General features: G+C 73.8%; 24 protein-coding genes. 11 read left to right on the top strand and 13 right to left on the bottom strand.

The genetic code is table 11. From position 1 onward, the window contains the following. Nucleotides 1-115: 115 nt before the first annotated feature. Nucleotides 116-1,369, bottom strand: coding sequence for an FUSC family protein (locus tag AB0L29_RS00590; RefSeq protein WP_365821792.1), 1,254 nt, complete (start codon nucleotides 1,367-1,369; stop codon nucleotides 116-118). 393 nt (nucleotides 1,370-1,762) lie between these two features. After that, on the bottom strand, nucleotides 1,763-2,257 hold the full coding sequence (locus AB0L29_RS00595) for an FBP domain-containing protein (protein WP_365821794.1): 495 nt from the start codon (nucleotides 2,255-2,257) through the stop codon (nucleotides 1,763-1,765). Nucleotides 2,258-2,624: 367 nt separating this feature from the next. On the opposite strand from AB0L29_RS00595, the gene AB0L29_RS00600 reads away from it, so the two are divergent. Together AB0L29_RS00600 and AB0L29_RS00605 are read left to right on the top strand one after the other, a co-directional pair. Further along, a complete protein-coding gene (locus AB0L29_RS00600) occupies nucleotides 2,625-2,825 on the top strand; it encodes a hypothetical protein (RefSeq protein ID WP_365821796.1) in 201 nt (66 codons plus the stop codon). 156 nt (nucleotides 2,826-2,981) lie between these two features. After that, nucleotides 2,982-3,281 carry a hypothetical protein gene (locus AB0L29_RS00605; protein ID WP_365821797.1) on the top strand — a complete coding sequence of 100 codons (300 nt, stop codon included), beginning with the start codon at nucleotides 2,982-2,984 and terminating at the stop codon, nucleotides 3,279-3,281. A 127-nt stretch (nucleotides 3,282-3,408) separates the two neighbouring features. Here the strand turns inward: AB0L29_RS00605 and AB0L29_RS00610 are convergent, their stop codons facing one another. From AB0L29_RS00610 to AB0L29_RS00620, 3 genes are all read right to left on the bottom strand, one after another. Further along, nucleotides 3,409-4,437, bottom strand: a complete 1,029-nt coding sequence (locus tag AB0L29_RS00610; RefSeq protein WP_365821799.1) for an SDR family oxidoreductase — start codon at nucleotides 4,435-4,437, stop codon at nucleotides 3,409-3,411. A gap of 522 nt (nucleotides 4,438-4,959) precedes the next feature. Next, on the bottom strand, nucleotides 4,960-6,141 hold the full coding sequence (locus tag AB0L29_RS00615; protein WP_365821801.1) for an aromatic acid exporter family protein: 1,182 nt from the start codon (nucleotides 6,139-6,141) through the stop codon (nucleotides 4,960-4,962). Nucleotides 6,142-6,213: 72 nt separating this feature from the next. Then, nucleotides 6,214-6,870, bottom strand: coding sequence for an HAD family hydrolase (locus tag AB0L29_RS00620; RefSeq protein WP_365821803.1), 657 nt, complete (start codon nucleotides 6,868-6,870; stop codon nucleotides 6,214-6,216). A gap of 222 nt (nucleotides 6,871-7,092) precedes the next feature. Between AB0L29_RS00620 and AB0L29_RS00625 the strand changes: the two genes are divergently transcribed. Continuing rightward, the gene (locus AB0L29_RS00625) at nucleotides 7,093-7,899 is read left to right on the top strand and encodes an SDR family oxidoreductase (RefSeq protein ID WP_365821804.1); all 807 of its coding nucleotides are present in this window, start codon (nucleotides 7,093-7,095) and stop codon (nucleotides 7,897-7,899) included. Nucleotides 7,900-8,022: 123 nt separating this feature from the next. Continuing rightward, the gene (locus tag AB0L29_RS00630) at nucleotides 8,023-8,259 is read left to right on the top strand and encodes a hypothetical protein (RefSeq protein ID WP_365821806.1); all 237 of its coding nucleotides are present in this window, start codon (nucleotides 8,023-8,025) and stop codon (nucleotides 8,257-8,259) included. Nucleotides 8,260-8,274: 15 nt separating this feature from the next. Here the strand turns inward: AB0L29_RS00630 and AB0L29_RS00635 are convergent, their stop codons facing one another. The 5 genes from AB0L29_RS00635 to AB0L29_RS00655 form a co-directional block, all read right to left on the bottom strand. Further along, nucleotides 8,275-9,513, bottom strand: coding sequence for a family 16 glycosylhydrolase (locus tag AB0L29_RS00635; RefSeq protein ID WP_365821808.1), 1,239 nt, complete (start codon nucleotides 9,511-9,513; stop codon nucleotides 8,275-8,277). A gap of 220 nt (nucleotides 9,514-9,733) precedes the next feature. Continuing rightward, complete coding sequence (locus AB0L29_RS00640) at nucleotides 9,734-10,279, bottom strand: VanZ family protein (protein ID WP_365821810.1); 546 nt, start codon at nucleotides 10,277-10,279, stop codon at nucleotides 9,734-9,736. A gap of 136 nt (nucleotides 10,280-10,415) precedes the next feature. Further along, nucleotides 10,416-11,078 carry a DUF4230 domain-containing protein gene (locus tag AB0L29_RS00645; protein WP_365821812.1) on the bottom strand — a complete coding sequence of 221 codons (663 nt, stop codon included), beginning with the start codon at nucleotides 11,076-11,078 and terminating at the stop codon, nucleotides 10,416-10,418. A 241-nt stretch (nucleotides 11,079-11,319) separates the two neighbouring features. Continuing rightward, entirely contained in the window at nucleotides 11,320-11,700 is a 381-nt protein-coding gene (locus tag AB0L29_RS00650; protein WP_365821814.1) for an anti-sigma factor antagonist, read from the bottom strand. Nucleotides 11,701-12,081: 381 nt separating this feature from the next. Next, nucleotides 12,082-13,032 (bottom strand): NADP-dependent oxidoreductase, encoded by a 951-nt coding sequence (locus tag AB0L29_RS00655; protein ID WP_365821816.1) that lies wholly within the window; start codon nucleotides 13,030-13,032, stop codon nucleotides 12,082-12,084. A gap of 71 nt (nucleotides 13,033-13,103) precedes the next feature. Between AB0L29_RS00655 and AB0L29_RS00660 the strand changes: the two genes are divergently transcribed. From AB0L29_RS00660 to AB0L29_RS00685, 6 genes are all read left to right on the top strand, one after another. Beyond that, a complete protein-coding gene (locus tag AB0L29_RS00660; RefSeq protein WP_365821818.1) occupies nucleotides 13,104-14,060 on the top strand; it encodes a helix-turn-helix domain-containing protein in 957 nt (318 codons plus the stop codon). 253 nt (nucleotides 14,061-14,313) lie between these two features. Beyond that, entirely contained in the window at nucleotides 14,314-16,098 is a 1,785-nt protein-coding gene (locus tag AB0L29_RS00665; RefSeq protein ID WP_365821820.1) for an ATP-binding protein, read from the top strand. A 5-nt stretch (nucleotides 16,099-16,103) separates the two neighbouring features. Then, nucleotides 16,104-16,514 carry a roadblock/LC7 domain-containing protein gene (locus AB0L29_RS00670; protein WP_365821822.1) on the top strand — a complete coding sequence of 137 codons (411 nt, stop codon included), beginning with the start codon at nucleotides 16,104-16,106 and terminating at the stop codon, nucleotides 16,512-16,514. Beyond that, the gene (locus tag AB0L29_RS00675) at nucleotides 16,511-16,882 is read left to right on the top strand and encodes a DUF742 domain-containing protein (protein ID WP_365821824.1); all 372 of its coding nucleotides are present in this window, start codon (nucleotides 16,511-16,513) and stop codon (nucleotides 16,880-16,882) included. The genes AB0L29_RS00670 and AB0L29_RS00675 overlap by 4 nt, the downstream gene beginning before the upstream one ends. Continuing rightward, a complete protein-coding gene (locus tag AB0L29_RS00680; protein WP_365821826.1) occupies nucleotides 16,863-17,468 on the top strand; it encodes an ATP/GTP-binding protein in 606 nt (201 codons plus the stop codon). The genes AB0L29_RS00675 and AB0L29_RS00680 overlap by 20 nt, the downstream gene beginning before the upstream one ends. Continuing rightward, complete coding sequence (locus AB0L29_RS00685) at nucleotides 17,465-18,715, top strand: cytochrome P450 (protein WP_365821828.1); 1,251 nt, start codon at nucleotides 17,465-17,467, stop codon at nucleotides 18,713-18,715. Before AB0L29_RS00680 ends, AB0L29_RS00685 begins: the two co-directional genes overlap by 4 nt. 140 nt (nucleotides 18,716-18,855) lie before the next feature. On the opposite strand, the gene AB0L29_RS00690 is transcribed toward AB0L29_RS00685, so the two are convergent. Beyond that, entirely contained in the window at nucleotides 18,856-19,887 is a 1,032-nt protein-coding gene (locus AB0L29_RS00690; protein WP_365821830.1) for a 7-epi-alpha-eudesmol synthase, read from the bottom strand. Nucleotides 19,888-20,419: 532 nt separating this feature from the next. Here AB0L29_RS00690 and AB0L29_RS00695 point away from each other — a divergent pair. Further along, nucleotides 20,420-20,812 carry a VOC family protein gene (locus AB0L29_RS00695; RefSeq protein WP_365821832.1) on the top strand — a complete coding sequence of 131 codons (393 nt, stop codon included), beginning with the start codon at nucleotides 20,420-20,422 and terminating at the stop codon, nucleotides 20,810-20,812. Between the two features lie 91 nt (nucleotides 20,813-20,903). Here the strand turns inward: AB0L29_RS00695 and AB0L29_RS00700 are convergent, their stop codons facing one another. Together AB0L29_RS00700 and AB0L29_RS00705 are read right to left on the bottom strand one after the other, a co-directional pair. Beyond that, nucleotides 20,904-21,200 (bottom strand): DUF4235 domain-containing protein, encoded by a 297-nt coding sequence (locus AB0L29_RS00700; RefSeq protein WP_365821834.1) that lies wholly within the window; start codon nucleotides 21,198-21,200, stop codon nucleotides 20,904-20,906. Between the two features lie 102 nt (nucleotides 21,201-21,302). Beyond that, nucleotides 21,303-22,328 carry a glutathione S-transferase C-terminal domain-containing protein gene (locus AB0L29_RS00705; RefSeq protein ID WP_365821836.1) on the bottom strand — a complete coding sequence of 342 codons (1,026 nt, stop codon included), beginning with the start codon at nucleotides 22,326-22,328 and terminating at the stop codon, nucleotides 21,303-21,305. Nucleotides 22,329-22,390 lie beyond the last annotated feature (62 nt).

Here is a 22,390-nt window from a genome sequence, read left to right on the forward strand (position 1 = left end):
CGCCCCCCCGTGTGTCGCTGGGCCCGGCGGCCCCCCCCCCCCGGGGGGGGGGGCCCCCCCCCCCCCCCGCCCCGGCGGCCGGCCGCCTCCGGTGTCCTCCGGCGGAACGGCGTCGTCACATAGAACGACGGGCGACGGCGGTGCGGTTCCGCCGCAGCCGGGCCGGAACGCGCAGCCGCTCCCGCAGCCGGGTGATCCGCGGCAGCCGTTCGCGCTGCTCGCGGGTGTGCCGGTCCAGTTCCTCCAGCAGCCTGTGCGAGCGGTGCTCGGTGTCCATCTCGTCCAGGATGCGGTTCACCTCGGTCAGCACCGCGCCGTGCAGCTGCCACTGGCGGGCGTCGCGCCGGACCTCGTCGAGCAGCAGCTGGGCCAGCTTGTCGCGGGTGGCCGAGGCCTGCCGCAGCTCGGCGGCGAGCCGCTCCTCGGCCGACTCGGCGCTGGCGCTGACGCTGGTGGTGACCAGCACCGCGAAGCTGACCACGGCGTCGGCGATCTCGGACAGCTGCTGCTGCACGACGGCGCCGGTCTCGGGTTCGAACAGGGGCTCCGGTTCGCGCTCCTTGGCCAGGTCGGTCAGCGTGCGCGCGAGCACCCGCAGCACGACCGTGCAGATCTCCAGCGTGTCCAGGCCGGTGCGCAGCACCACCCGGTGCAGCAGGCCCTCCCGCACGCGCGGGTTCAGCCGCAGGCTGTCCTCGGCCTGCCGCAGGGCCGCGTCCACCTCGACGATGTCGTGGTCCAGGCGCCGCGCCTCGTGCAGCCGCTCCGCCGCCCGGTGCACGGGCGTCCGGACGGCGGCCTCCTCGCCCATGCGCAGCATCAGCTGCCGCAGGCGGCGCGCCAGTCCCTCGATCGACTCGCCCGCCTCCTCCACCCACACCGGCGGAGCCAGCAGCAGGTTGCAGCCGAGCCCGACCGCCGCGCCGATCAGGGTCTCCACGACGCGGGCCCACGCCGTGTCCCCGTGGGCGGTGACCCCGAGGACCAGCATCGCGCTGATCGCCACCTCGGGCACGTACTCGTCGACCCGCACCAGACGTCCGACGACCAGCGAGGCCAAGATCAGCAGCGCCAGGCTCCACCAGGTCAGACCCACCAGGAGGCTGAAGGCGATGGCGACCAGCACACCGGTGACCACCGAGTTCACCCGGCGGATGCCGTTGGTGAGCGTGGCGTAGAGGGTGACCTGGACGACCAGCAGCGCGGTCAGCGGCGCGGTGAGGGGAGCGGCCTCCGGACTCAGCCGCAGGGCGATCACGTAGGCGGCCGTCGCCGCGACGGCCGAACGCAGTGTCTGGACGACCACGGGATCCCGGCGCCGCTTCACGAACCTGGCGGTTGACGCCGTCCACTCACGTACTTTGTGCATCCTCTGGCCTGTTCCCTTCCCCAGGCGCATCGAACGTGTTTGTGAAGGACGGTAGTCGCCCGGAGGGACCACGGCGGAAATCGGCCAGTGCGGAAAGCCGCGTGCTTTCGCGCCCCGCGGCCGATCGGAAGGCGTGGCAGGCCAGGACGCCCCCCCGGTCGCGGGGCGGGTGCGGGGATCCGGCCACCGCCGGGACCGGCGTGGTGGTCGAACACGCCGTGGGACCGGTCACCGCGCCCCCCTCCGCCTCGCGCCGCGGACGGCCGGCGGGCAGGTCCCCGGGGCCGGCGCGACGTCGCGCCGGCCCGCGCCCACGACGTGCTGATCCACCTCCACCGGGTGCGGGCGGCGCGGCTGCGCGTCCGCTGAACGCGCTTCCGGGGCGTGGGGCCGTCAGGCGGACACCTTGTCGAGGAAGGCGAACAGGTGGTCCGTGGTACGGGCGATCTGTTCCTCCAGGGTCAGGCTCTCCTCGAAGCGGGCCCCGGTCTCCGGGACCTTCCTGCCGCGCAGGTAGAGGGAACAGGCGAGGTCGGTGCACATGTAGGCGCCGACCGAGTTGCCCTCCCGGCCGGCCGGGCCCGCCTTGCGCGCGGTCATCAGGGAGACACCGCCGCGCGGATGGGTCGTCAGGCACAGCGAGCACATGCTGCGGTGCAGGAAGCCGCGCTGTGCGGGCTGGAAGCGCAGCGCGACACCGACGAGCCGCCCCTCGCGTTCGGTGACCAGATAACTGCGGTCGGGCGCCCCCGGATCGCGCCAGCCGAGGAAGTCGAGTTCCTCCCAGGGGCGCTCGGCGAGGTCCCGGGGTACGGCCAGGCGCTTGGCCTCTCCCTTCGAGCAGTTGATGAACGAGGTGCGGATGTCCTGCTCGCTGAGGGGTCTCATGGGAAGCCTCCTGGCCGTCGCGCAAAACCTAGGGGGTCTAGGTTTCGGGGGAAGGGTAGACAGCCCCGGCGGGGGGAGACCACCGGTTTTCCCGCGGCCCCGCCCGCCGCGGTGTTCCGCCGGGCGCGGGAGGGCCTGACGCGGGAGCACGGACCGGTGCGCGTGCGACGGCCGCGCGGAAGGGACACGCTGTTCACCGCGTACGACGAGCCCGACCGGGCCAGGGTGCACGACCTCCTCACCCCGACTCGCCCCCGCCCTGTGCTGCTTCGGCCGCGACGCCCCCGACGCCGACTTCCGGCACACCGCGGAACCGCGTGCCGCCGAGGCCGGCGAGGTCCGGGCGCCGCCGGCCGCCGGAGCCCGGGTGCACGTCTGCGGCGACGGCGCCCGCACGGCGCCGGGGATGCGGGAGGAGTTCCGCGCCCTGTGCCGCAGGCACGTACCGGACGCCGACGGGACGGCCGCCGGGAGGTGGCTGAACGGGCTGGCCGCCGACGGGCGGTACGCCGAGGACGCGTACCCGGCCGGCCGACCGTGGCGGGGGCGCACGGTGGCGGCCTCCTGAGGACGGGGCGGGGCGGCGGCGGGCCCCGAACTCGCCGCTGCCCCGCCCCGCCCCGGACCGGCGATCTTGTGGGGTCCGCCGGGGTTTCGCCGGCCGGCGCGGAGGTACTCGCGTGGCGCTCGAACGACGTGAAGGGCCACGCGAAGGGAGCAGGCCGTGACCGACCACCGCAGCGAAGCGCCTGGTGAGAACGGCGAGCCCGTCCCGCGTGACCTGCCGGACCAGCAGGTCACGGCCGGCGAGGACCCCTGGGAGGTCGCCCCGGACCAGGCGGGCGGTGACACCGGCGCGCGGGACGGGTCCGCCGGCGCCGACGAGTCCGACGAGTCCGCCGAACGGGCCGGGAGCGGCCGTGACGTTCCGGACACGGACCAGGCGGGGACGGGGCGGCAGGGGGAGGCGCGCTCGGGCAGCGTCCACCCCGAGCAGCCGGTACCGGACGAGCCGTCGGACTGAGCGCCTCTTCGTCGTCCCGCCGTTCACCGCGTCCCGGACCGACCGCTTCCCGCCCCGGCCGGAAGCGGTCGGTCCGGTCGTCGGTCCGGTCCGGGAGCCCGCCGGTCCGGCGGGCTCCCGGACCGCCTCACCCCGCCTTGCGTCCCCGCAGCGGCTCCGTCCGTGCCCCCGCGCCCTGCTGGAGGCCCTGCAGGAACTCCTCCAGCACCTCGGTGGCCGTGCGCTGCGGGCGCCAGCCCAGTTCCGTACGCGCACGCGTGCAGTCCATCAGCGGCAGCCTGAGGACCGCGTCGAAGAGGTGGGGGGAGGCCGGCAGCAGGTGCAGACCCCAGGCGGCGGCGATCGCCGAGCGGGCCGCGGCGCGGGGCAGCCGCACCGGGCGGGCGCCGAGCATCTCGCCCAGCAGTCCCGCGTCGACCGGGGGATCGGCCGCCAGGTTGAACGCGCCCCGGACGTCGGAGCGCACCGCGAGCCGGTAGGCGTTCGCCGCGTCGTCGGTGTGCAATGCCTGCATCCGCAGCCCCGGGATGTCGGGCAGGAAGGGCAGCAACTCCGGGCGCACCAGCGGACCCGGCAGGAACCGGCCGCCGAAGATGCGGCGCTGCTCGCTCGCCGAGGCCCGCTTGAACAGGAAGGCGGGCCGCATCCGCACCACCCGGGTCCCGGGGTGGTCGCGCTCGAAGATGTCCAGGGCACGCTCCAGGTAGGCCTTCTCGCGGCAGTACGCGGCGTCCGGCCAGCCGTGCGTGGGCCACGACTCGTCCACGGCGTGGTCCTTGGGCCCCGGCGAGTACGCGCCGACCGACGAGGCGTGCACCAGCGCCGGCACCCCGGCCGCGGCCACCGCCTCGAAGACCCGCATGCTGCCGAGCACGTTCGTGCGCCAGGTCGTCGCCGGATCGTGCGTCGGCTGGAACGCCCAGGCCAGATGGACCACCGCGTCGGCGCCCGAGAACTCCCCGGCCAGATCCGACCGGCCGGAAGCCAGGTCCACCGCGGCCCAGTCCGTCTTCGGCGGCGACCACTCGGGCAACCGCCGTGCCAGGCCCAGCACCGACCCGACGTCCGGGTCCTCCGACAGCAGGCGCACCACGCTGGTGCCCACGTTGCCGGTGGCGCCCGTGACGACGACCCTCAAGCCCGTTCCGCTGCTCACCTTCCGCTCCTCTCGGCCGCCGGTTCGCGCAGGGCCGACCGAGTACCCGGCCGGCACGGATCGCACCCGTGACCGGGAGCGGAGGAGGGACGCGCGGCAACCGCGCCGCCGCCCCCGCGCGGACCCGCCCGCGGAACCCGCCGCTTCCCGGCCCGTACGGAGCCGCGCCGACGGCCTGGACGGCGAAGGGGGCGGCCCGCGCCGGACGGCGAAGGGGCCGACTCCCGTGCCTGGACGGCGAAGGGGCCGGCCGGCGCCCGGCGGGCAGGGAAAAGCCCCGACCGGACGGGGGAATCACGGTCGGGGCCGACCGAGGGCGGGCACGGACGGCGGTTGCCTCGCGGCGAGGGGCTCCACAGGGCTTCAGCCGAACGATCGTCCCTGTGGGCGGAAGGTGAGGCCCGGGGACACTGTCCCGTCCGTACCCACGGCTGGTTCAACGGGCAACGACCTCCGGCTGTTCCGTCCCCCGCCCCTTCCCGGGGTGATGTGCGTCACTGCCCCGGGTCCGTCGCCCGGGTGTCACGCCCCGCGTGCGCCGGGGACCGTCTCGGCCCACAGGTTCTCGGCCTGGAGCAGCAGCGTGCCCAGCACCGCCGCCCGGTCGGCGCCCCGCCCGGCGTGCTCCCGCAGCTCCTCCTGCAGCTGCCCGTGCAGTTCCCGCCGCGCCGCCTCGGCCCGTTCGTCCGCGGGCGCGTCCTCGTCGCCGTCCCGCAGGCGGTCGGCCTCGGCCCGGCAGGTGTCACCGATCAGCTCCAGCAGGCACGCGTACGAGCGCAGGGCCCGGCCGTCGGGCGGCAGGGGCGTGCGGGCCTCGTCGGCCGCCACCACCAGCGTCCGGATCAGCGCCGTGACGTGCCCGGTGACACGGCCGAAGCGCTCGTCCTCCTCCTCCGGCGGCAGGGCGGCCCGCGGCGCGCGGTGCAGCCTGCGCAGCAGGCCGGAGGTCAGCCGCAGGCTCTCCCGGCTCCAGCGGCGGGCCGAGCGCAGCGCCTCCAGGCGGCGCTCCAGCCGGGCCGAGGCGCTCAGCCAGTCGGGGACGCGGTCCGCGCCCCACTGGTTCTCGCGCAGGTCGGCGGCGACCTCGTGCAGCACGTCGCCCGCCTCCCGGGCGAGCGCCGCCAGGTTCTCCCGTACGTCCCGCAGGTGGATCGGCGGCAGGACCAGGGCGTTCACGGCGATGCCGATGACCGCGCCGAGCACCGCCTGCCCCACCCGGTGCCCGACCGCGGACGCGCTGACGGTGCCGGAGGCGAGCGTGAACAGGGCGGTGGTGGCCGCATACACACCCTGGTCGCCGAAACGGGGCCAGTTCGCGAGCAGCATCAGCACCGGTACGCACAGCGCGAGCGCGCCCGTCGTGTCGCCGGTGAGCGCCTGCGCCGCCGACGCCACCAGGGTCCCCACGCAGATCGCCGCGCACTGCCGGGCCCCCTGCACCAGCGAGCTGTAGACGGTGGCCTGCACCAGCACCAGGGCCACCCAGGGCGCCATCAGCGCCAGCGGGTCGCCGAGCCAGACGCCCGCCACCAGCCAGGCCAGCAGCGCCGCCCCGGCCGCCTTCAGCGACTGCACCACCAGGTCGCGTTCCCGCCCCGGCCCCCGGCAGGCGGCCCGTACGGCCCCCGCGACGGCCCGCGCCTCGCGCCGTACGGCGTCGCCCGCCCGGGCCGGCCCTCCCGCGGTGCCGATCCGCCGCAGCACCGTATGCCTGTCTCCTTCTGCCGCACCCCTCACACCGGTCATCCGGTGCGGGTATCCGCGTGATCGGGAGTATCACCCCAAAGGGCTGTCCCGCAGGGACGCGAGGAGGGCGGCGGGATCGTCGTAGACGGCGTCCGCGCCGGCCTCCTCCAGGTCGGCGCGGGGAACGCCGCCGCACAGGACGCCCACGCAGCGCACCCCGGCCCGGCGGCCCGCGCGCATGTCCCACACGGTGTCGCCGACGAACACCGCCCGCTCGGGCGCCACGCCCACCAGGTCCAGGGCGTGCTCGACCGGCTCGGGGGCGGGCTTGCCCCGGTCGACGTCGTCGGCGCCGGCGGTGGCGGCGATGGCGTCGTCCGCGTCGAGGGCCCGGCGCAGCGCGGTCAGTTCCGCGTCGCCCGCCGAGGTGGCGAGCACCACCTTCCAGCCGTCGTGGTGCAGGCGCCGCAGGAGTTCCCCGGCCCGGGGCAGCGCGGGCAGCCGGTCGAAGTACTGCCCGTACAGCGCCTTGTGGGCGGCGCTCAGCGCCGCGTCCTGCCCGGGGTCCCGGCCGTCCCCCAGCAGGTGGGCGACGAGGTCGGCGGAGGGCAGGCCCACGGCCCGGTGGACGGCGTGCATCGGCACCCGGTGGCCCGCCTGCCGGAAGGCCTCCCACCAGGACACGACGTGCAGATGGTTGGTGTCGACCAGAGTGCCGTCGACGTCGAACACGGCTGCCCGCTGCATGGGTGAAGTCCTTTCCTCGCTCGCCGGACCGGGTACCACCCCGGCGGCCCGTCACGCCGGGGCGGTACCCGGAACGGGCCCGGGACCTGCCGGGCTCCGCCACCACGTCCAGGTGCCCCCGCAGCCGCCCGGGGACGGCGGCGCGCCGCGGACCGGCCGGTTTGCCCGGTACGCGCCCCGGGTACTGCGATGCCTCGTCCCCCACCGACGAGGAGGTCCGCCATGTCCGGTCCCACCGCCCGCAGCAAGGTCGCCGTCGTCACCGGTGCCGACTCCGGCATCGGCAGGGCCACGGCCGTACGCCTGGCACAGGCGGGCCTGGACATCGGCATCACCTGGCACGGCGACTCCCGGGGCGCGCAGGAGACGGCCGAGGAGGTCCGGTCGCACGGCCGGCGGGCCGAGGTGGCGCAGATGGACCTCACCCGGCTGCCCGAGGCCGCCGACACCGTCGACGAGCTGTGCGAGCGCCTCGGCCGCATCGACGTGCTGGTCAACAACGCCGGTACGGGCACCATGACGCCCTTCCTGGAGCTGAAGCCGGAGAAGGTCCGCGAGGTCCTCGACGTCGACCTCGTCGGCCCGTTCCTGTGCGGGCAGAGGGCGGCCCGGCACATGATCCGGCAGGGCGACGGCGGCCGGATCGTCAACGTCACCTCGGTCCACGAGCACCAGCCGCGCGTGGGCGCCGCCCCGTACTGCGCGGCCAAGGGCGGTCTCGGGCTGCTCACCCAGGTCATGGCCCTCGAACTCGCCGAGCACGGCATCACCGTCAACGCGGTCGCCCCCGGGGAGATCTCCACGCCCATGACCGGCCAGGAGGACACCGACCCGCACACCCAGAGCCGCCCCGGCATCCCCCTCGGACGGCCCGGCGACGCCCGCGAGGTCGCCGCCGTCATCGCCTTCCTGGCCGGCCCCGACGCCTCCTACGTCACCGGCGCCTCCTGGAGCGTGGACGGCGGCATGCTCCGGATGGGACCGCAGGCCGGATCGCATCTGACGAGCGACGACTGGCGGCGTCCGTGAACGGGACGCCGTCGTGAGACCGAGCACCGGTGACGACGGCGGTGCGTGCGCTCCCCGGACCCCCTCCAGGGTCCGGGGAGCGCACGCACCGCGCTGCCGCCGGTTCGGTTCTACGCTCGATGCATGACCGAAATCGCGAGCCCGCACATGTCCCACCCGCGGATCCTGGTGCTCGGGGTTCAGCCGGGCAGGCCGCCGTTCCGGATCGTGGAGATCGACGGCCAGGTGGTCGGCGAGGCGAAGGCCGTCACCGACGTCCTGCAGGCCGCCGCCGCGTTCGGCATCACGGTCCACGACCTGGACGACCCGGACGTGGTCCGCTGGGTGGGCGGGGACAAGTTCACCTGGACCGTGCACTAGCGCCGGCCGGCGGGCTCAGCCGACCGTCCACTTCTGGTTGGCTCCGCCCGTGCAGGTCCAGATCTGCAGCCTGGTGCCGTTGGCCGAACTGTTGCCGGTGGCGTCGAGGCACTTGTCGGCCTGCGGGTTGACGATGTCGCGCGCCGCGGTGACGACCCACTTCTGGTTGGGGCCGCCGGTGCAGTCCCACAACTGCACGGGCGTGCCGTCCGCGGTGCCGTTGCCGGTGACGTCCAGGCACTTGCCGAGCGCGCGGAGCGTGCCGTCCGAGCCGGCCGTCCACCGCTGCGCGCCGGTGCCGTTGCAGTCGTAGAGCTGCACCGGGGTGCCGTTGGCCGGGTTCGCCCCGGCGACGTCCACGCACTTGCCGGCCAGGCCCCGGATCGGCACGCCGGTCCCCGAGTCGCTCGTCGTCACCGAGACGTGGTCGACGACCAGCTGCTGCGGGAAGACGGTGGAGCCGTCCGGGTCGCCGGGCCAGTAGCCGCCGACCGCCAGGTTCAGGATGAGGAAGAACGGCTTGTTGAACACCCACTGCCTGCCGCCCAGGTCGGCGGGGGTGCGGCGCTGGTAGACCTGGCCGTCCACGGACCAGGTGATCGAGTCGGGCGCCCAGTCGACGGCGAAGGTGTGGAAGGCGTCGGCGAAGGCCTGGCCGTTGGGCAGGGTGTAGGCCGCGCCGATGCCGCCCGAACCGGAGTAGCCGGGGCCGTGCAGCGTGCCGTGCACGGTGGAGGGCTCGAAACCGACGTTCTCCATGACGTCGATCTCGCCGGAGTTCGGCCAGCCCACCTGCCCGAGGTCGGTGCCGAGCATCCAGAACGCGGGCCACATGCCCTGTCCGCGCGGGATCTTCATCCTGGCCTCGACGTGCCCGTACTGCGCGGAGAACTTCCCGGAGGTGTTCAGCCGGGCCGAGGTGTACTGGCAGGTGCCGTACCAGCACTGGTAGTTGGCCGGATTCTCGCGGCGGGCGGTGATCACCAGATGGCCCTGGCCGTCCAGGGCCGCGTTCTTGTTGCCGGAGGTGTAGTACTGCCGTTCGTGGTTGTTGACGTTGTCACCGGTCTCGATCTGCCACTTCGAGGAGTCGACCGCGGCACCTGCGGGACCGTCGAAGGTGTCCGAGAACGCCACGGCGGCGGCCCCGGCGTCCGGCGCGTCCGCCCGGGCGGGCCCGGCGAGGGCGGTACCGACCAGCGCGGCGGACAGGACGGCCAGGAGACATCTGCGCAGCAGGCGTGGGGAGGTCACGGGTCTTCCCTTCTTGTACGGCGGCACAAAGGCGCGCCGAAGAGGTGGGGTGAAGGGTGCGCCTTCGATTGAAGAAGTGAAGGGAAGACGGCGTCAATACCTTGGTCCGGACCAAATGGCCGTACCCAGGCCCCTGTTCGCAGTACCCCTGCTCGCCGTGCCGGTGCGGGCGCGCCGTGCGCCGTGCCGCCCGTGCGCCCCGCCGTGCGCGCCGCGCGGTTCAGCCGCGGGGCTTGCGGGCGTGCACCGCGCGGCTCAGCCGTCGTCCCAGGAGCAGGTAACCGATCAGCGCCCCGGTGGTGTTGAGGATGACGTCGTCGATGTCGAAGGCGCGCCCGGTGATCATGGCGCCCTGCGCGAACTCCACCAGCAGCATGACGACGGCGGTCAGCAGCACCACCCGCAGGATCCGGCGGGTCCGGGGCGCGACGACGGGCACGAGCACGCCGAACGGGACGCCGAGCAGCAGGTTCCCGCCGACCTGCCGGACGGCGTCGCGCAGCGCGGGCTGGTCCAGATAGGACCGCAGGGAGCGGCCGGGGTGCAGGTTGGTGTGCGTCAGCGCCTCCGAGGCGGGGGAGGGCTGCAGGGTCAGCCGGGCCAGCACCACCGCGAACGCGACCATGAAGACGAAGGCGCACAGCATCGCCAGCAGGCGCAGGGGCAGGGGGAGCGGCCGCCGCTCGGGGACGTCCTCGGGGGCGCGCCGACGGGGGAAGGGGCGCCGGCGCAACACCGGCCGCGGGTCTGAGGCTGCACGGGCCATTCGGTCCTCCAGTCTTCAACTGCGGTGGGATGTACGCCGGTTACCCGCGGTCCGGCCGACGATGCCGCCCTCGGCCGGACGCGCCCGCGAGGCCCCGCCGCCGTGCCGGGCGGCCTGCCGGCGCGCCCGGCCGGGTTCACTTCCCGTACGAGACCCGCACGTCCTCGAACCCGAGGGACCGCAGCAGGCCTTCGAGCATCTCCGTGGTGTTGGACTCGGCGCGCGCGGTCAGCCCGCTCTCCTTCGCCGCGTCGCCGATGTGCCGTACGGCGAGCTGCTGCACGGCCTGTTCGCTGTTGGGGTTGTCCGAAAAGAGGTCGCCAAGGCGGTCGAGGAACCCGCGCTGCTTGGAGACGGCGTAGGAGCGGTCCGGGTCGAGGGCCGGCCTGCCCAGCTGCGCGTGGGGCAGCCGGAGGGTGGCCGACGTGCGGTCGTCGTCGACCCTGACGTCGTTCTCGCCGACCTTGCCGAGGTCGACGTAGGCGTCCACGCTGCCCGCGCCGACGTACAGGGTGCGACTGCCGCGGACCGCGTCGGGCAGGAACCTGGCGTCCTTCTCCAGGTCCACGACGACCTGGAAGTTGCCGGAGGCGGCGTCGTAACGGCTGATGTCCTGAATGGACTTCAGGAGCGCGGGGCCCGAGCGGTCCTCGGTCTCGGTGCCGAACACGTCCTTCAGACCGGGCAGCACGCTCAGCCGGATCCCGGCGAACAGCACGGCGAGCACCAGCACGACCGCGCTCACCACCTTCGCCCAGCCGGGTACGCGCCTCGGTGTGCGTTTGACGGGGGTCGTCATGGTGACGGTCCTCCTTCCTACGCTCCGGATGCCCCTCACGGCCCCTGTCAGACAGCCCGGGGCGGTATGCGGCGGTTCGGGCGGGAGCGCGGCGGGGCGCACGGCGTCGTCCCGGTCGTGGCGGCCGGGGCGCCGTCTTCGGGGACGAGGACGGCCGGACGGCGGGGACCGGGAGGATCACCGGGATCGTCGGGCGGCCCCGGGGCCGTGGAGCAGCCGTGCGGGGGAGCAGCGGTGCGGGTCAGACCGGGCCGGACGCGGCCTCCGGCAGGGACAGGGCCGCCTCCAGCGTCGGCTGCGGGGGCAGCAGGCGTGCCAGCCCGGTGATCCGCAGGACGCGCAGCGTCAGCGGGTGGGTGCACACCAGGAGCAGCCGGCCGTGCCGGTCGAGCACCCTGCTGCGGGCCCGGTACAGCAGGCGCAGCCCGGAGCAGTCGAAGAACTCGACCCGCGTCAGGTCGATCACGACCCGGGCCTCGGGGCGTGACGTCACCTGGTCCAGATGGGGGGCGAGTTCCGCCGCCGCGGCGATGTCGATCTCACCGCGGAACTCCAGCACCGTGTGGCCCCGGGCCTGGCGGACGCGCAGGTACCGGGGGAGCGGTGCAGGATCCTGCCGCACGACGACATCGCCTCCAGCCTGCTGCGCGCGTGGGGGAGGGGACGGTCCCCAAAACCGTTCCCCGCCCTGCAAGTTACCCTCGGCCGACTGCATTTGAGCATGTTCGATTGACATATGTCTTCGAATTGCGACCGAGTTCTCGCCAGGTTTGCGCGGGGCGCACGCGGGGGCGCCTGTGCGGGCGTGTGGACGACTGCGGGAGGGGGCGGGAAGGGGTGGGTGTGCGGGCGCGCGGGTGTGCGCGGCGTCGCGGCGGGGCCGGCCAGGCCGGTCGGTGTCCGGCGAACCGGCCGGCCCGGCGAACCGGCCTGGGCGCGTGCCCGACGGAACGGCTCGGTCCGGTGGCGGCCGGCCCCGCCGCGGCGGAGAGGGGGAGCGGCGTCAGTCGACCACCAGCACCAGCTTCCCCGTGGTGCGGCCGGTGCCGCCCAGCGCGTGCGCCTCGGCGGCCCCGGCCAGCGGGAAGGTCCGTGCGACGGTGGCGCGCAGCCTGCCGGCCTCCACCAGTTCCGCGATGGCCTTCATGCCGGCGTGGTCGGCGTCGACCAGCATCCGCACCGCCCGGACGCCGAGCCGCTCGGCCTCCCGGTGGAAGTCGTCCGACCCGACCGGCAGGATCGACACCACGATCCCGCCCGGGCGCAGCACCCGCAGGGAGCGCAGCGAGTGGTCGCCGCCGAGGGTGTCCAGGACGACGTCGACGTCCTTCACGGCCTCGGCGAAGTCCGTCTCCCGGTAGTCGACCGGCTCGTCCACGCCGATGTCCCGCAGGAACCCGTGCTTGGCCGCGCTCGCGGTGCCGATCACGTACGCGCCCCGCGCCTTGGCGATCTGCACGGCCACGTGCCCGACCCCGCCGGCCGCCGCGTGGACCAGCACCCGCTGCCCGGGCCGCACGTCCGCGTACTCGACGAGGGCCTGCCACGCGGTGAGCGAGACCAGCGGGAGCGCGCCCGCCTGGATGTGGTCGATCCCGGCCGGCTTGGGGGCGAAGGCGCGTGCCGGACCGGTGACGTACTCGGCGTGCGAGCCGTGGCCGAAGGGGTACGGCAGCATGCCGAACACCTCGTCGCCCGGCTCGAACAGGGCGACGCCGACGCCCACCGCCTCCACCACGCCGGAGACGTCCCAGCCGAGGACGAAGGGCGGCTCGCCGAGGAAGCCGCCGTTCTCGCGGTGCTTCCAGTCGGTCGGGTTGACGCCGGCGGCGCGCACCCGCACCAGTATCTCGTTCGGCCGCGGCGCGGGCCGCTCCACCTCCACTTCCTTCAATACCTCGGGTCCGCCGAGGACGTCCTGGCCGATGGCTCGCATGGTGTTCCCAGTGCTCATGCCTCCCAGCCTGCCCGGGGCCCCGCCGCCCCGGAAGTGGCATGATTGCCACCCTCCGATAGGATCGTGCCATGCGGCACGCACAGCACCCGGAACGGGTCGTGGTCCTCGCCCTCGACGGCGTCTACCCCTTCGAGCTGGGCATCCCCAGCCGGATCCTGGGCGCGGCCGACGGCCGCTACGAGGTGCTGACCTGCACGGTCGACGGCCGCCCGGTGCGTACCGACGCGGACTTCACCGTCACCGCCGAGCACGGGCCCGAGGTCCTGGCCACGGCCGACACGGTGGTGATCGCTCCCGTCGCGCCCTCCCGCGTGACCGCCGAACTGCCGGACGACGTCCGCGCCGCCCTCGCGCTCGTCCGTCCCGAGGCCCGCATCGTCTCCATCTGCACCGGCGCCTTCGTGCTCGCCGCGGCCGGGCTCCTCGACGGGCGCCGGGCGACCACGCACTGGCAGCTCGCCGGCCTGTTCCGGCGCATGTTCCCGCACGTCGACCTCGATCCCGACGTGCTGTTCGTCGACGACGACCGGATCCTGACCTCCGCCGGGGCCGCCTCCGGCGTCGACGTCTGCCTCCACCTGGTCCGCAAGGACCACGGCAGCCGCCTGGCCAACGCCGTCGCCCGCCGCTGCGTCGTCCCGCCGTTCCGGGACGGCGGCCAGGCCCAGTACATCGAGCAGCCGGTCCCCGAGCAGGGCGCCGCGAGCACGGCGGCCACCCGCGCCTGGGCCCTGGAACACCTCGGCGAATCCCTCACCCTGGCCGACCTCGCCGCCCACGCCCGGATGAGCCTGCGCACCTTCGCCCGCCGCTTCCACGACGAGGTGGGCCTGAGCCCCGGGCGCTGGCTGATCCAGCAGCGCGTCGCCCGTGCCCGGCAGCTGCTGGAGACCAGCGACCTGACGGTGGACCAGATCGCCGGCCGGGTCGGCTTCGCGACGGGCGCCTCGCTGCGCCAGCACCTGCACGCGGCGATCGGCGTCTCGCCCCAGGCCTACCGGCGCACGTTCCAGACCGTCCGCTGACCTCGACGGCCGAGGTGCCGGCCAACTCCACTGGCCGGTAAAGGGATTTGTCGATCCGTCACTTCTCGCCGGAGCGTGACGGAGCCCTCACTCCCGGAGCCCCGTGCGATTGATCTTTTCGTGTTCAAACCCGATAAGCTCCCGATCAGCACTGCGAGTTGAGGCGATCACGACCGGTCGGCTCGCGGTGCGTACTCATGAGTGCGGTGCCCTTGCACACCCCCCTGTTCGATCGTTGCTTCGAAGGATGCAGATGGAACTCGCCACTCCGCCACCGGCGGCGCGGGCCCCTGTCGCCTGGTACAGCTGGTGGCTGATGCCGCTGGGCCTGGGAGGCGGGACGGTTGCCGCCACGTTCATGAGCTCGGAGCGGATAACCGTGGCCGTCGCCGGCCTGGCCGCGACGGCGGCGGGCGCCGTGTGCGTACGCCTCCTGCTGCGCACCCAGGCGCAACTGCGCCGGACGGAGAACACCTTCCGCGCCTCGCAGGCCGAGCACTCCCAGCAGTGGCAGCAGCATGTGGCGGTCCTGGAACGGAAGTTCGCCGCCGAGCGCTCCGCGCTGGAGTCCCGGCTGGCCGAGCAGAACACGGCCTACGAGACGCAGCTGTCCGATCAGCGCACCTCGTACGAGACCCGGCTGGCCGACCAGCGCACCTCGTACGAGACGCAGCTGTCCGATCAGCGCGCCTCGTACGAGACGGAGCTGGCCGACCACGCGCGGGCCTACGAGGAGCGGCTGGCCGAGCAGGCCACCTCCTACGAGACCCGGCTCGCCGACCAGGCCGAGGTCTGGCGGGAGCAGCTGTCCCACCAGCTGGCCGCCGTCGCCCGGCTCGCGGACGAGCAGTTGCCCGAGGCGATCGGCCGGCTGCGCGCCGGCGACGCCATCGACGACGTGCTGCCCGCCGTCAGCCAGTGTGCCGAGGTCGGCGCCGAGCTCCAGGCCGAACTGCGCAAGGTCCTGCGGACCGCCCTGATCGGCATCGAGGAGGAGTTCGACCGCTCCACCTCCGCCGAACAGGCCGTCATCAGCATCGGCAACCGCATCCACGTGCTGACCAGCAAGCTGCGCGGCCGGCTGCACGAGATGCAGGGCGAACACGGCCGGCTGCCGGCCGTCGCCCAGGGCCTGATGGAACTCGACCAGGAGATCGGCCCCGCCGACTGCCTCGCCGCCAGCATCGGCGTGCTCGGCGGTTCGGACCGGCCCGGCCGGCAGTGGCAGGAGCCGCAGCGGCTGCTGAGCGTGGTGCGCGGCGGCATCGGCCGCATCAAGGACTTCCACCGGGTGCAGATCCGTCACCTGCCCGAACTCGGCGTCGACGGCGGACTGGTGGACCACCTCACGCTGGTCTTCGCCCACCTGCTGGACAACGCGGCCCGCTACTCGCCGCCCACCGAGCCGGTCGTCGTCTCCGGCAAGGAGGTCCCCAACGGCATCGGCATCGAGATCCAGGACTCCGGCAAGGGCCTGAGCGAGGAGAAGAAGCGCGAGGCGGAGCACGCCCTGGCGGGCACCGCGTCCGGCGCCGGCCTCGGCGGCATCACCGAGGACGCCAACATCGGCCTGCGGGTCGTCGGCATCCTCGCCCGCCGCTACGGCATCCGCGTCACCTTCGCGGACTCGCCGTGGCTGGGCACCTCCGTGGTCGTGGTCGTCCCGCACAAGTACTTCAGCCCGCTGCCCTCGGCCGCCACCGCCCCGGCCGCCACCGCCCCGGCGGCCCCGGCCCGCGCGGCGGTCGCCGAGGCACCGCCGGCCGAGGCCGTCAAGGCTCCCGAGGCCGTGGAAACCACCCCCGGCGGACTGCCCAGGCGCAGGAGCAGGCGGACCGAGACGGCCGCCCCCGGGCAGGCCGAACGGACCGCGCGGACCGGCCGCCACGCCGTCGCCGCCGTACCGCCGGACGCATCCTTCGCCGGCCTCGCCGCCTTCGCCACCGCCGGACGCGACACCGCCGGGTCGCCGGCGGCCGGCGACGACGGCGCCGCCGGACCCGAGTCCCCCGAGCACCGCACCGAAGAGAGCGACTAGTCCACATGACGCAACAGGGAACCGACGTGAGCTGGGCGCTCCGCGATCTCGTCGAGAGCATCCAGGAGATCCGTTTCGCCCTCGTGGCCTCCAGCGACGGCAAGGCCATCACCTCCTACGGCGCCGAAGACCCCGACGACGTGGACCGCTTCGCGGCCGTGGTGGCCGGCCTGCAGGCCCTGGCCCAGCCGGTCGCCGAGCAGTTCCCCAAGTACGCGGGGCAGCTGCGCCTGGCGATGATCGAGGTCGACGGCGGCCACCTCTTCGTGGTCCGCGCCGGCGTGGAGACCTACCTCGGTGTCCTCGCCCAGGAAGGCATCGACCAGGGCCTGCTCGGGCACCAGATGAGGGACCTCGCCCGCCGGATGGGTGAGCTCCTCGGCACCACTCCGCGCCTGGAGGAGCACTCTGGATGAGTGCTCCCCGCCGACCGACGGACCCGTCCGGTCTCGAGCGCTATTACGTCCTCACCGGGGGGCGCAGCGGACCGGGCGGTTCGGCGTCGAGCCTCGACGTGGCGACCCTCATCGTCTCCCGCACGGCACCCGTGCCGGGCATGCAGCACGAGCACGAGGAGATCCTCAGGCGCTGCCGCGATCCGCTGTCGGTCGCCGAACTCGGCGCCCACCTCGGATTACCGTTCAACATTCTCGCGGTGCTGCTGTCGGACCTGCTGGACGCAGGCCGCGTCGAAGCCCGTGACCCCATCCCGGCGCACGACGCCGGCCGCGGGCCCGACCTAGCGCTCCTTGAGGAGGTACTCAGTGGACTTCAAAGGCTTTGACCAACCCGGGCGCCGGGCGTCCGGGGGCACCCGTTCGGTGAAGATCATGATCGCCGGCGGCTTCGGCACCGGCAAGACCACCATGGTCCGGTCGGTCAGCGACATCAAGCCGCTCACCACCGAGGAGACCCTCACCCAGGCCAGTGCCGACGTCGATCACCTCATCGGCGTCGCCGACAAGACGCAGACCACCGTCAGCCTCGACTTCGGCAAGATCGGCATCAACGACAGCCTGATGCTGTACCTGTTCGGCACCCCCGGGCAGGAACGGTTCTGGTTCCTGTGGAACGGCCTGTTCAAGGGCGCGCTCGGCGCGGTCGTCCTGGTGGACACCCGGCGCCTGGCCTCCAGTTTCCGGGCGATCGAGGAGATGGAGCGGCAGAACGTCCCCTTCGTCGTCGCCCTCAACGTCTTCCCGGACTCCAAGGACTATCCGGCCGAGGAGATCCGGGACGCCCTGGACATCCCCTCGCACATCCCGGTCGTGGCGTTCGACGCTCGTGACCGGGCCGCCAGCCGTGACGTGCTCGTCGCCCTGATCCACCACCTGAAGGAACGCTCGGCCGTCGCAGTGGAGTCCCGATGAACGACCAGAACGCACCCGCTCCCGGCATCCCGCGCGGCTGCCCGGTCGCCCACCACGGGGCCGAACCGACGCGCCTGTACGGCCCGGAGGCGGCGACCGACCCGGTCGGCATCTACGAGCGGCTGCGCAAGGAACACGGCTCGGTGGCCCCGGTCCTGCTGGAGGGCGACGTGCCCGCCTGGCTGGTGCTGGGATACCGCGACAACCGGCGTGTGCTGGACAACCCGCGCCAGTTCAGCCGGGACGCGCGGACCTGGCGGGACTGGCGCGAGGGCCGCATCGAGGAGAGCTCGCCGCTGGTGCCGATGCTCGGCTGGCGGCCCGACTGCGTCTCCCAGGACGGCGAGCCGCACCGCCGGCTGCGCGGTGCCGTCACCGACGGACTGCAGGCGGCGGCCGCCCGGGGCATCCGGCGGCACGCCACGTACTTCGCGAACCGGCAGATCGACGCCTTCGCGGACGCCGGCCGTGCCGACCTGGTGGCGGACTACGCCGAGCACCTGCCGATGCTCGTCCTCACCCGCGTGCTCGGGCTGCCCCAGGCGGAGGGGCGCAGCCTGGTGGAGTCCTGCGCGCAGGTCCTCAAGGGCGGTGAGGACGCCGTCGCGCACAACGACCGCATCCTGCAGATCCTCGGCGACCTCGCCGAGCGCAAACGGGCCGAACCCGGCCCCGACTTCACCACCGCCCTGCTGAACCACGAGGCCGGACTCGACGCGGACGAGGTCGTCAGCCACCTGCGCCTGGTGCTGATCGCCGCGCACACCACCACCAGCAACCTGCTGGCGCGGGTGCTGCAGCTGGTCCTCACCGACACCTCCTGGCTCTCCGGCCTGATCAGCGGGCAGCTGGACATCTCCGCGGTGGTGGAGGAGGTCATGTGGAACGCGCCGCCGCTGGCGGTCATGCCGGGCCGGTTCGCCGCCGGCGACCTCGAACTCGGCGGCCACCGGATCGAGGAGGGCGACCTGCTCGTGCTGGGTCTCGCGGCCGGCAACCTCGACCCCGAGGTCCGGCCCGACGCCGGGGTGTCCGTCCAGGGCAACCAGTCGCACCTGGCGTTCAGTTCGGGTCCGCACGAGTGCCCCGGGCAGAACATCGGCCAGGCCATCATCGAGGTCGCCGTGGACGTCCTGCTGCACCGCCTGCCGGGCCTGCGGCTGGCCGTCCCCCCGGAGGAACTCAGCTCGACGGCGTCCACCTGGGAGTCCCGGCTGGACAGCCTGCCGGTCGAGTTCACCGTCTAGGTGTGCTGTCCCGTCGCCGGACTCCCGTCGCCGGACTCCCGTCGCCGGACTCCCGTCGTCCGCCCGGAGGGCGGGCGGGAGTGCGACGACAGGGCCCGGGCCCGCCGCCCGGCCGGGGCGGCCGGGCGGCGGTGGGCGCGTCACACGGTCAGCAGGTCGTCCACCGAGCCCCGCCCGGCCAGTTCGGCCGTCGCCACGGGGCCCTCCTTCGCCGCCGCGTAGCGGCCGGTGGTCAGCGCCCACTCGTAGTTGCCGTTGATCCAGTGCTGGATGGCCTCCACGCCCATCCGCACCCGGCCGCGTTCGTCCGCGTCGAGGCCGAGTTCGTCGCACATCTGCGGTACCCGGGCCTCCAGTTCGAGGTACTCCTCCAGGCAGGCCGTCGTCATCCGGTACGCCTCGTCGGCCGCCTCCCGCCACGAGCAGCCCCGCTCCCGGTGCAGCACGGCGATGAGGTTGTGGCCGTCGCCGCGGCGCTTCTCGCGCTCGAAGGAGTGGATGTCGTTCATGAACCCGATGGTGTCCGCGGCCAGATCGCGCATCCGCTCCATCAGCGGATGCGCCATCACGTGCGCCGGCACCTCGAAGCCGCGGCTGCGCTCGCCGGCGTCGATGCTGTGGTGGATGCCGACCGTGCGGCGCCGGAACGCGGCGTACTCCTCCAGCCCCAGCGTTCCGGCCAGGCCCCGGGCCGCCAGGTCGACCTCCTCGCAGTGCGCCACCAGGAACCGCCCCCACGAGGCCGCGAACCGCGTCTGCCAGGTCAGGGACATGCCCTCGGAGAGGTGTTTCCAGACCTCCGCCCAGGCCATGGTGATCGGGCAGACCACCCGCGGCATGCTCCCCGCCGGCCGCAACGGCGTGACGACGAGCTCCCGCGCGACCTCCGCTATCCGGTCCGCGCGGTCCGGCCGACTGGCGTCGAACTGGTCGTCGAACAGGAACGCCAGGGAGAACCAGTTCATCAGGACGACCATGTCGTCCGCCGAGGCGTGGGGGTAGGTACGGGCGGCGGCCTGCGGGAGGTCCCAGGACTTGTACTCCTCGAACCCGGCCCGGCTGCGCACCAGGCCCATGTCCCACACCCAGCGCAGATGCCGCGCCCGGGCGTACTCCAGGTGCTCGCTGACGGGCGTGTCGAAGGGCAGGTCGAACCGGACGTCCTGAGGCATGCGCTTCCTTTCGGGAGACGGAACGCAGAGTCCCCCACCCCTGCGAGCGGACGGTCGTCGCGACCGCCCGCACACTCGAACTCGGCTTCGAGGTCCGAAAGTCGGACCGAGAAGCGGTACGAGGCTGCCCAGGGCGTGAACACGCCATTCCGTGAAGCAGCCGTGATCTCCGTTACTGCTCAAGGCACTTGAGCCGCGTACACTCTCCCGCTTCCCGCGCACGTCAGCGCCGTCGTCGTCCGCCCGCCTCCGGTGGCCCGTGCGCACCGTCCGGCGACGCGAACAGGACGGCCCGCACCGACCGAAGCGCGACGGGGAGGTCCGGAGCGCCACGGCCGGCGCGCCGGAGCCCCGTGCCGGCCCGCGGGACGCGCGCCGGTGCCGGGCGGATCCGTGACGCCGTGCCACGGGCGCGCGCCGGTGCGCGACGGGTGCCGGCCGGCGGCCGACTGAATTGGCCGGGCCGGGATATCCGCAAGGTACCGGGCGGCGGGGCACCACCGCTCCGCGCCCCGAATCCTGCGGAGGAGACATGGCACTGGTGAATGCGGGCGTCGTGGTGCTCGACTGTGCCGAGCCGGAGAAGCTCGCCGTGTTCTACAAGGAGCTGCTGGAGGCGGAACAGACGGACGCGACGGCCAACCGGGTGGAGATCAGGAGCGCCGACGGCTTCCGGCTGGCGCTGCGCCGCGACACCAACGCGACCCCGCCGAGCTGGCCCCGCCCCGAGAACTCCCTCCAGGCGCACCTGGAGTTCGTGGTGGACGACATGGACGCGGTGGAGCGCCGGATCGTCGGTCTCGGCGGACGCCCGCTGGAGGCCAAGGAGGCCACGGGTCCCCTGGAGGAGCGCGGCTACTCCGACCCGGCGGGCCACTCGTTCGTCGTGCGCCGCACCATACCGACGGCGCCCAAACAGGGGTGAGGGACAAGCCCTCACAGGCCCGCCGGCGGCACCCGGAAGGATTCCCGGCCCTTCCGGGTGCCGCCGGCGGCGTCCGGGCGGCGGACCCCCGTCAGTCCCGGCCCTGCTTGTCGCCGGCCGGCCAGGTCCCGGTCGAGCGCTCGATGGCCTTCGCGCCCGCGCGGTCCACCGCGCTGCGCACCACGGCGAAGATGGCGCCCTGGACCGCGGCGGCCAGCAGGATCTCCCCCCAGCCGCGGTCCCGGTCCAGCGCGTCGGGCGCGTCGTCCTCGTGCCGGATCACCTTCCACGTCTTCTGGAAGGCGAGCCCCGCCAGCCAGCCGCTCGACCAGCCCAGCACGAACCCGACGGGCTTGTAGGCGAGGGGCAGCGTCTTCTTCTTGGCCATGTGTCTCTCCTTGTTCGATCAGGTGAACGGGTCGGTCGGGTGAACGGACCGGCCGGGAGCCGGTCCGCGCAGGCCCGGCGGGCCTTCGGGCCCTGGCGGCGGTCAGGGCCGGCCCCGGGCCGGGATCCGCTCGTCGGCGGGGGGCGGCCCCGGCGGCGTCCCCTCCCCGAACGGCCGGCCGCCCAGCTCCTCACGGTGATGGGGCGTCAGCCAGCCGGACAGGTCGGGCCCCAGGGGCACGATCCGGGTCGGATTGATGCCGGTGTGCACCTGGTGGTAGTGCCGCTTGATGTGGTCGAAGTCGACGGTGTCGCCGAAGCCGGGCGTCTGGTAGAGGTCCCGGGCGTAGGCCCACAGCACCTGGTTCTCCGTCAGCTTCCAGCGGTTGCACTTGAAGTGGCCGTGGTACACGGCGTCGAACCGCACCAGGGTGGTGAACAGCCGGATGTCCGCCTCGGTGATCGTGTCGCCGACGAGGTACCGCTGCCCGCGCAGCCGCTCCGCCAGCAGCTCCAGACGGCGGAAGACGGCCGTGCACGCCGCCTCGTACCCCTCCTGGCCGGTGGCGAACCCGGCCCGGTACACACCGTTGTTGACGTCCTCGTAGACGTCCGCCGCCACGGCGTCGATCTCGTCGCGCCGCGCCCGCGGATACAGGTCGGGCGCCCCCTCGCGGTGCAGCGCCGACCACTCGGTGGCGAAGTCGAGGGTGATCTGCTGGTAGTCGTTCGTGACCAGCCGGCCGCTCGGCACGTCCACCACCGCGGGCACGCTGACGCCCCCCGGATACCCGGTCTCCCGCCTGTCGTAGGCCTCGCTCAGGTAGCGGATGCCGAGCACCGGGTCGCGGCCCTGCGGGTCCAGCGTGAACCGCCAGCTGCGGTCGTCCTGGAGCGGGTCGGTGACGGCCAGGGACACGGCCTCCTCCAGCCCGAGCAGCCGGCGGGAGACCAGCGCTCGACTGGCCCACGGGCAGGCCCGGCTGACCACGAGCCGGTACCGGCCGGCCTCGACGGGCCAGCCGTCGCGGCCGTCCGCGGTGATCCGGTCGGTGAAGTGGGCCCCGGACCGCTTGAACGCCCTCCTGCCGTAGGCGCTGTTGCCGCCCTCGCCCTCGTCGCCGCTCATGGCGTCGTCCTCCTCGCCGTGCGAATGCCCTGGTGACGGTCTTCCCCGAGTTCCCCGTTTTC

It is taken from the genome of Streptomyces sp. NPDC052701 (assembly GCF_040678355.1).
GTDB lineage: Bacteria > Actinomycetota > Actinomycetes > Streptomycetales > Streptomycetaceae > Streptomyces.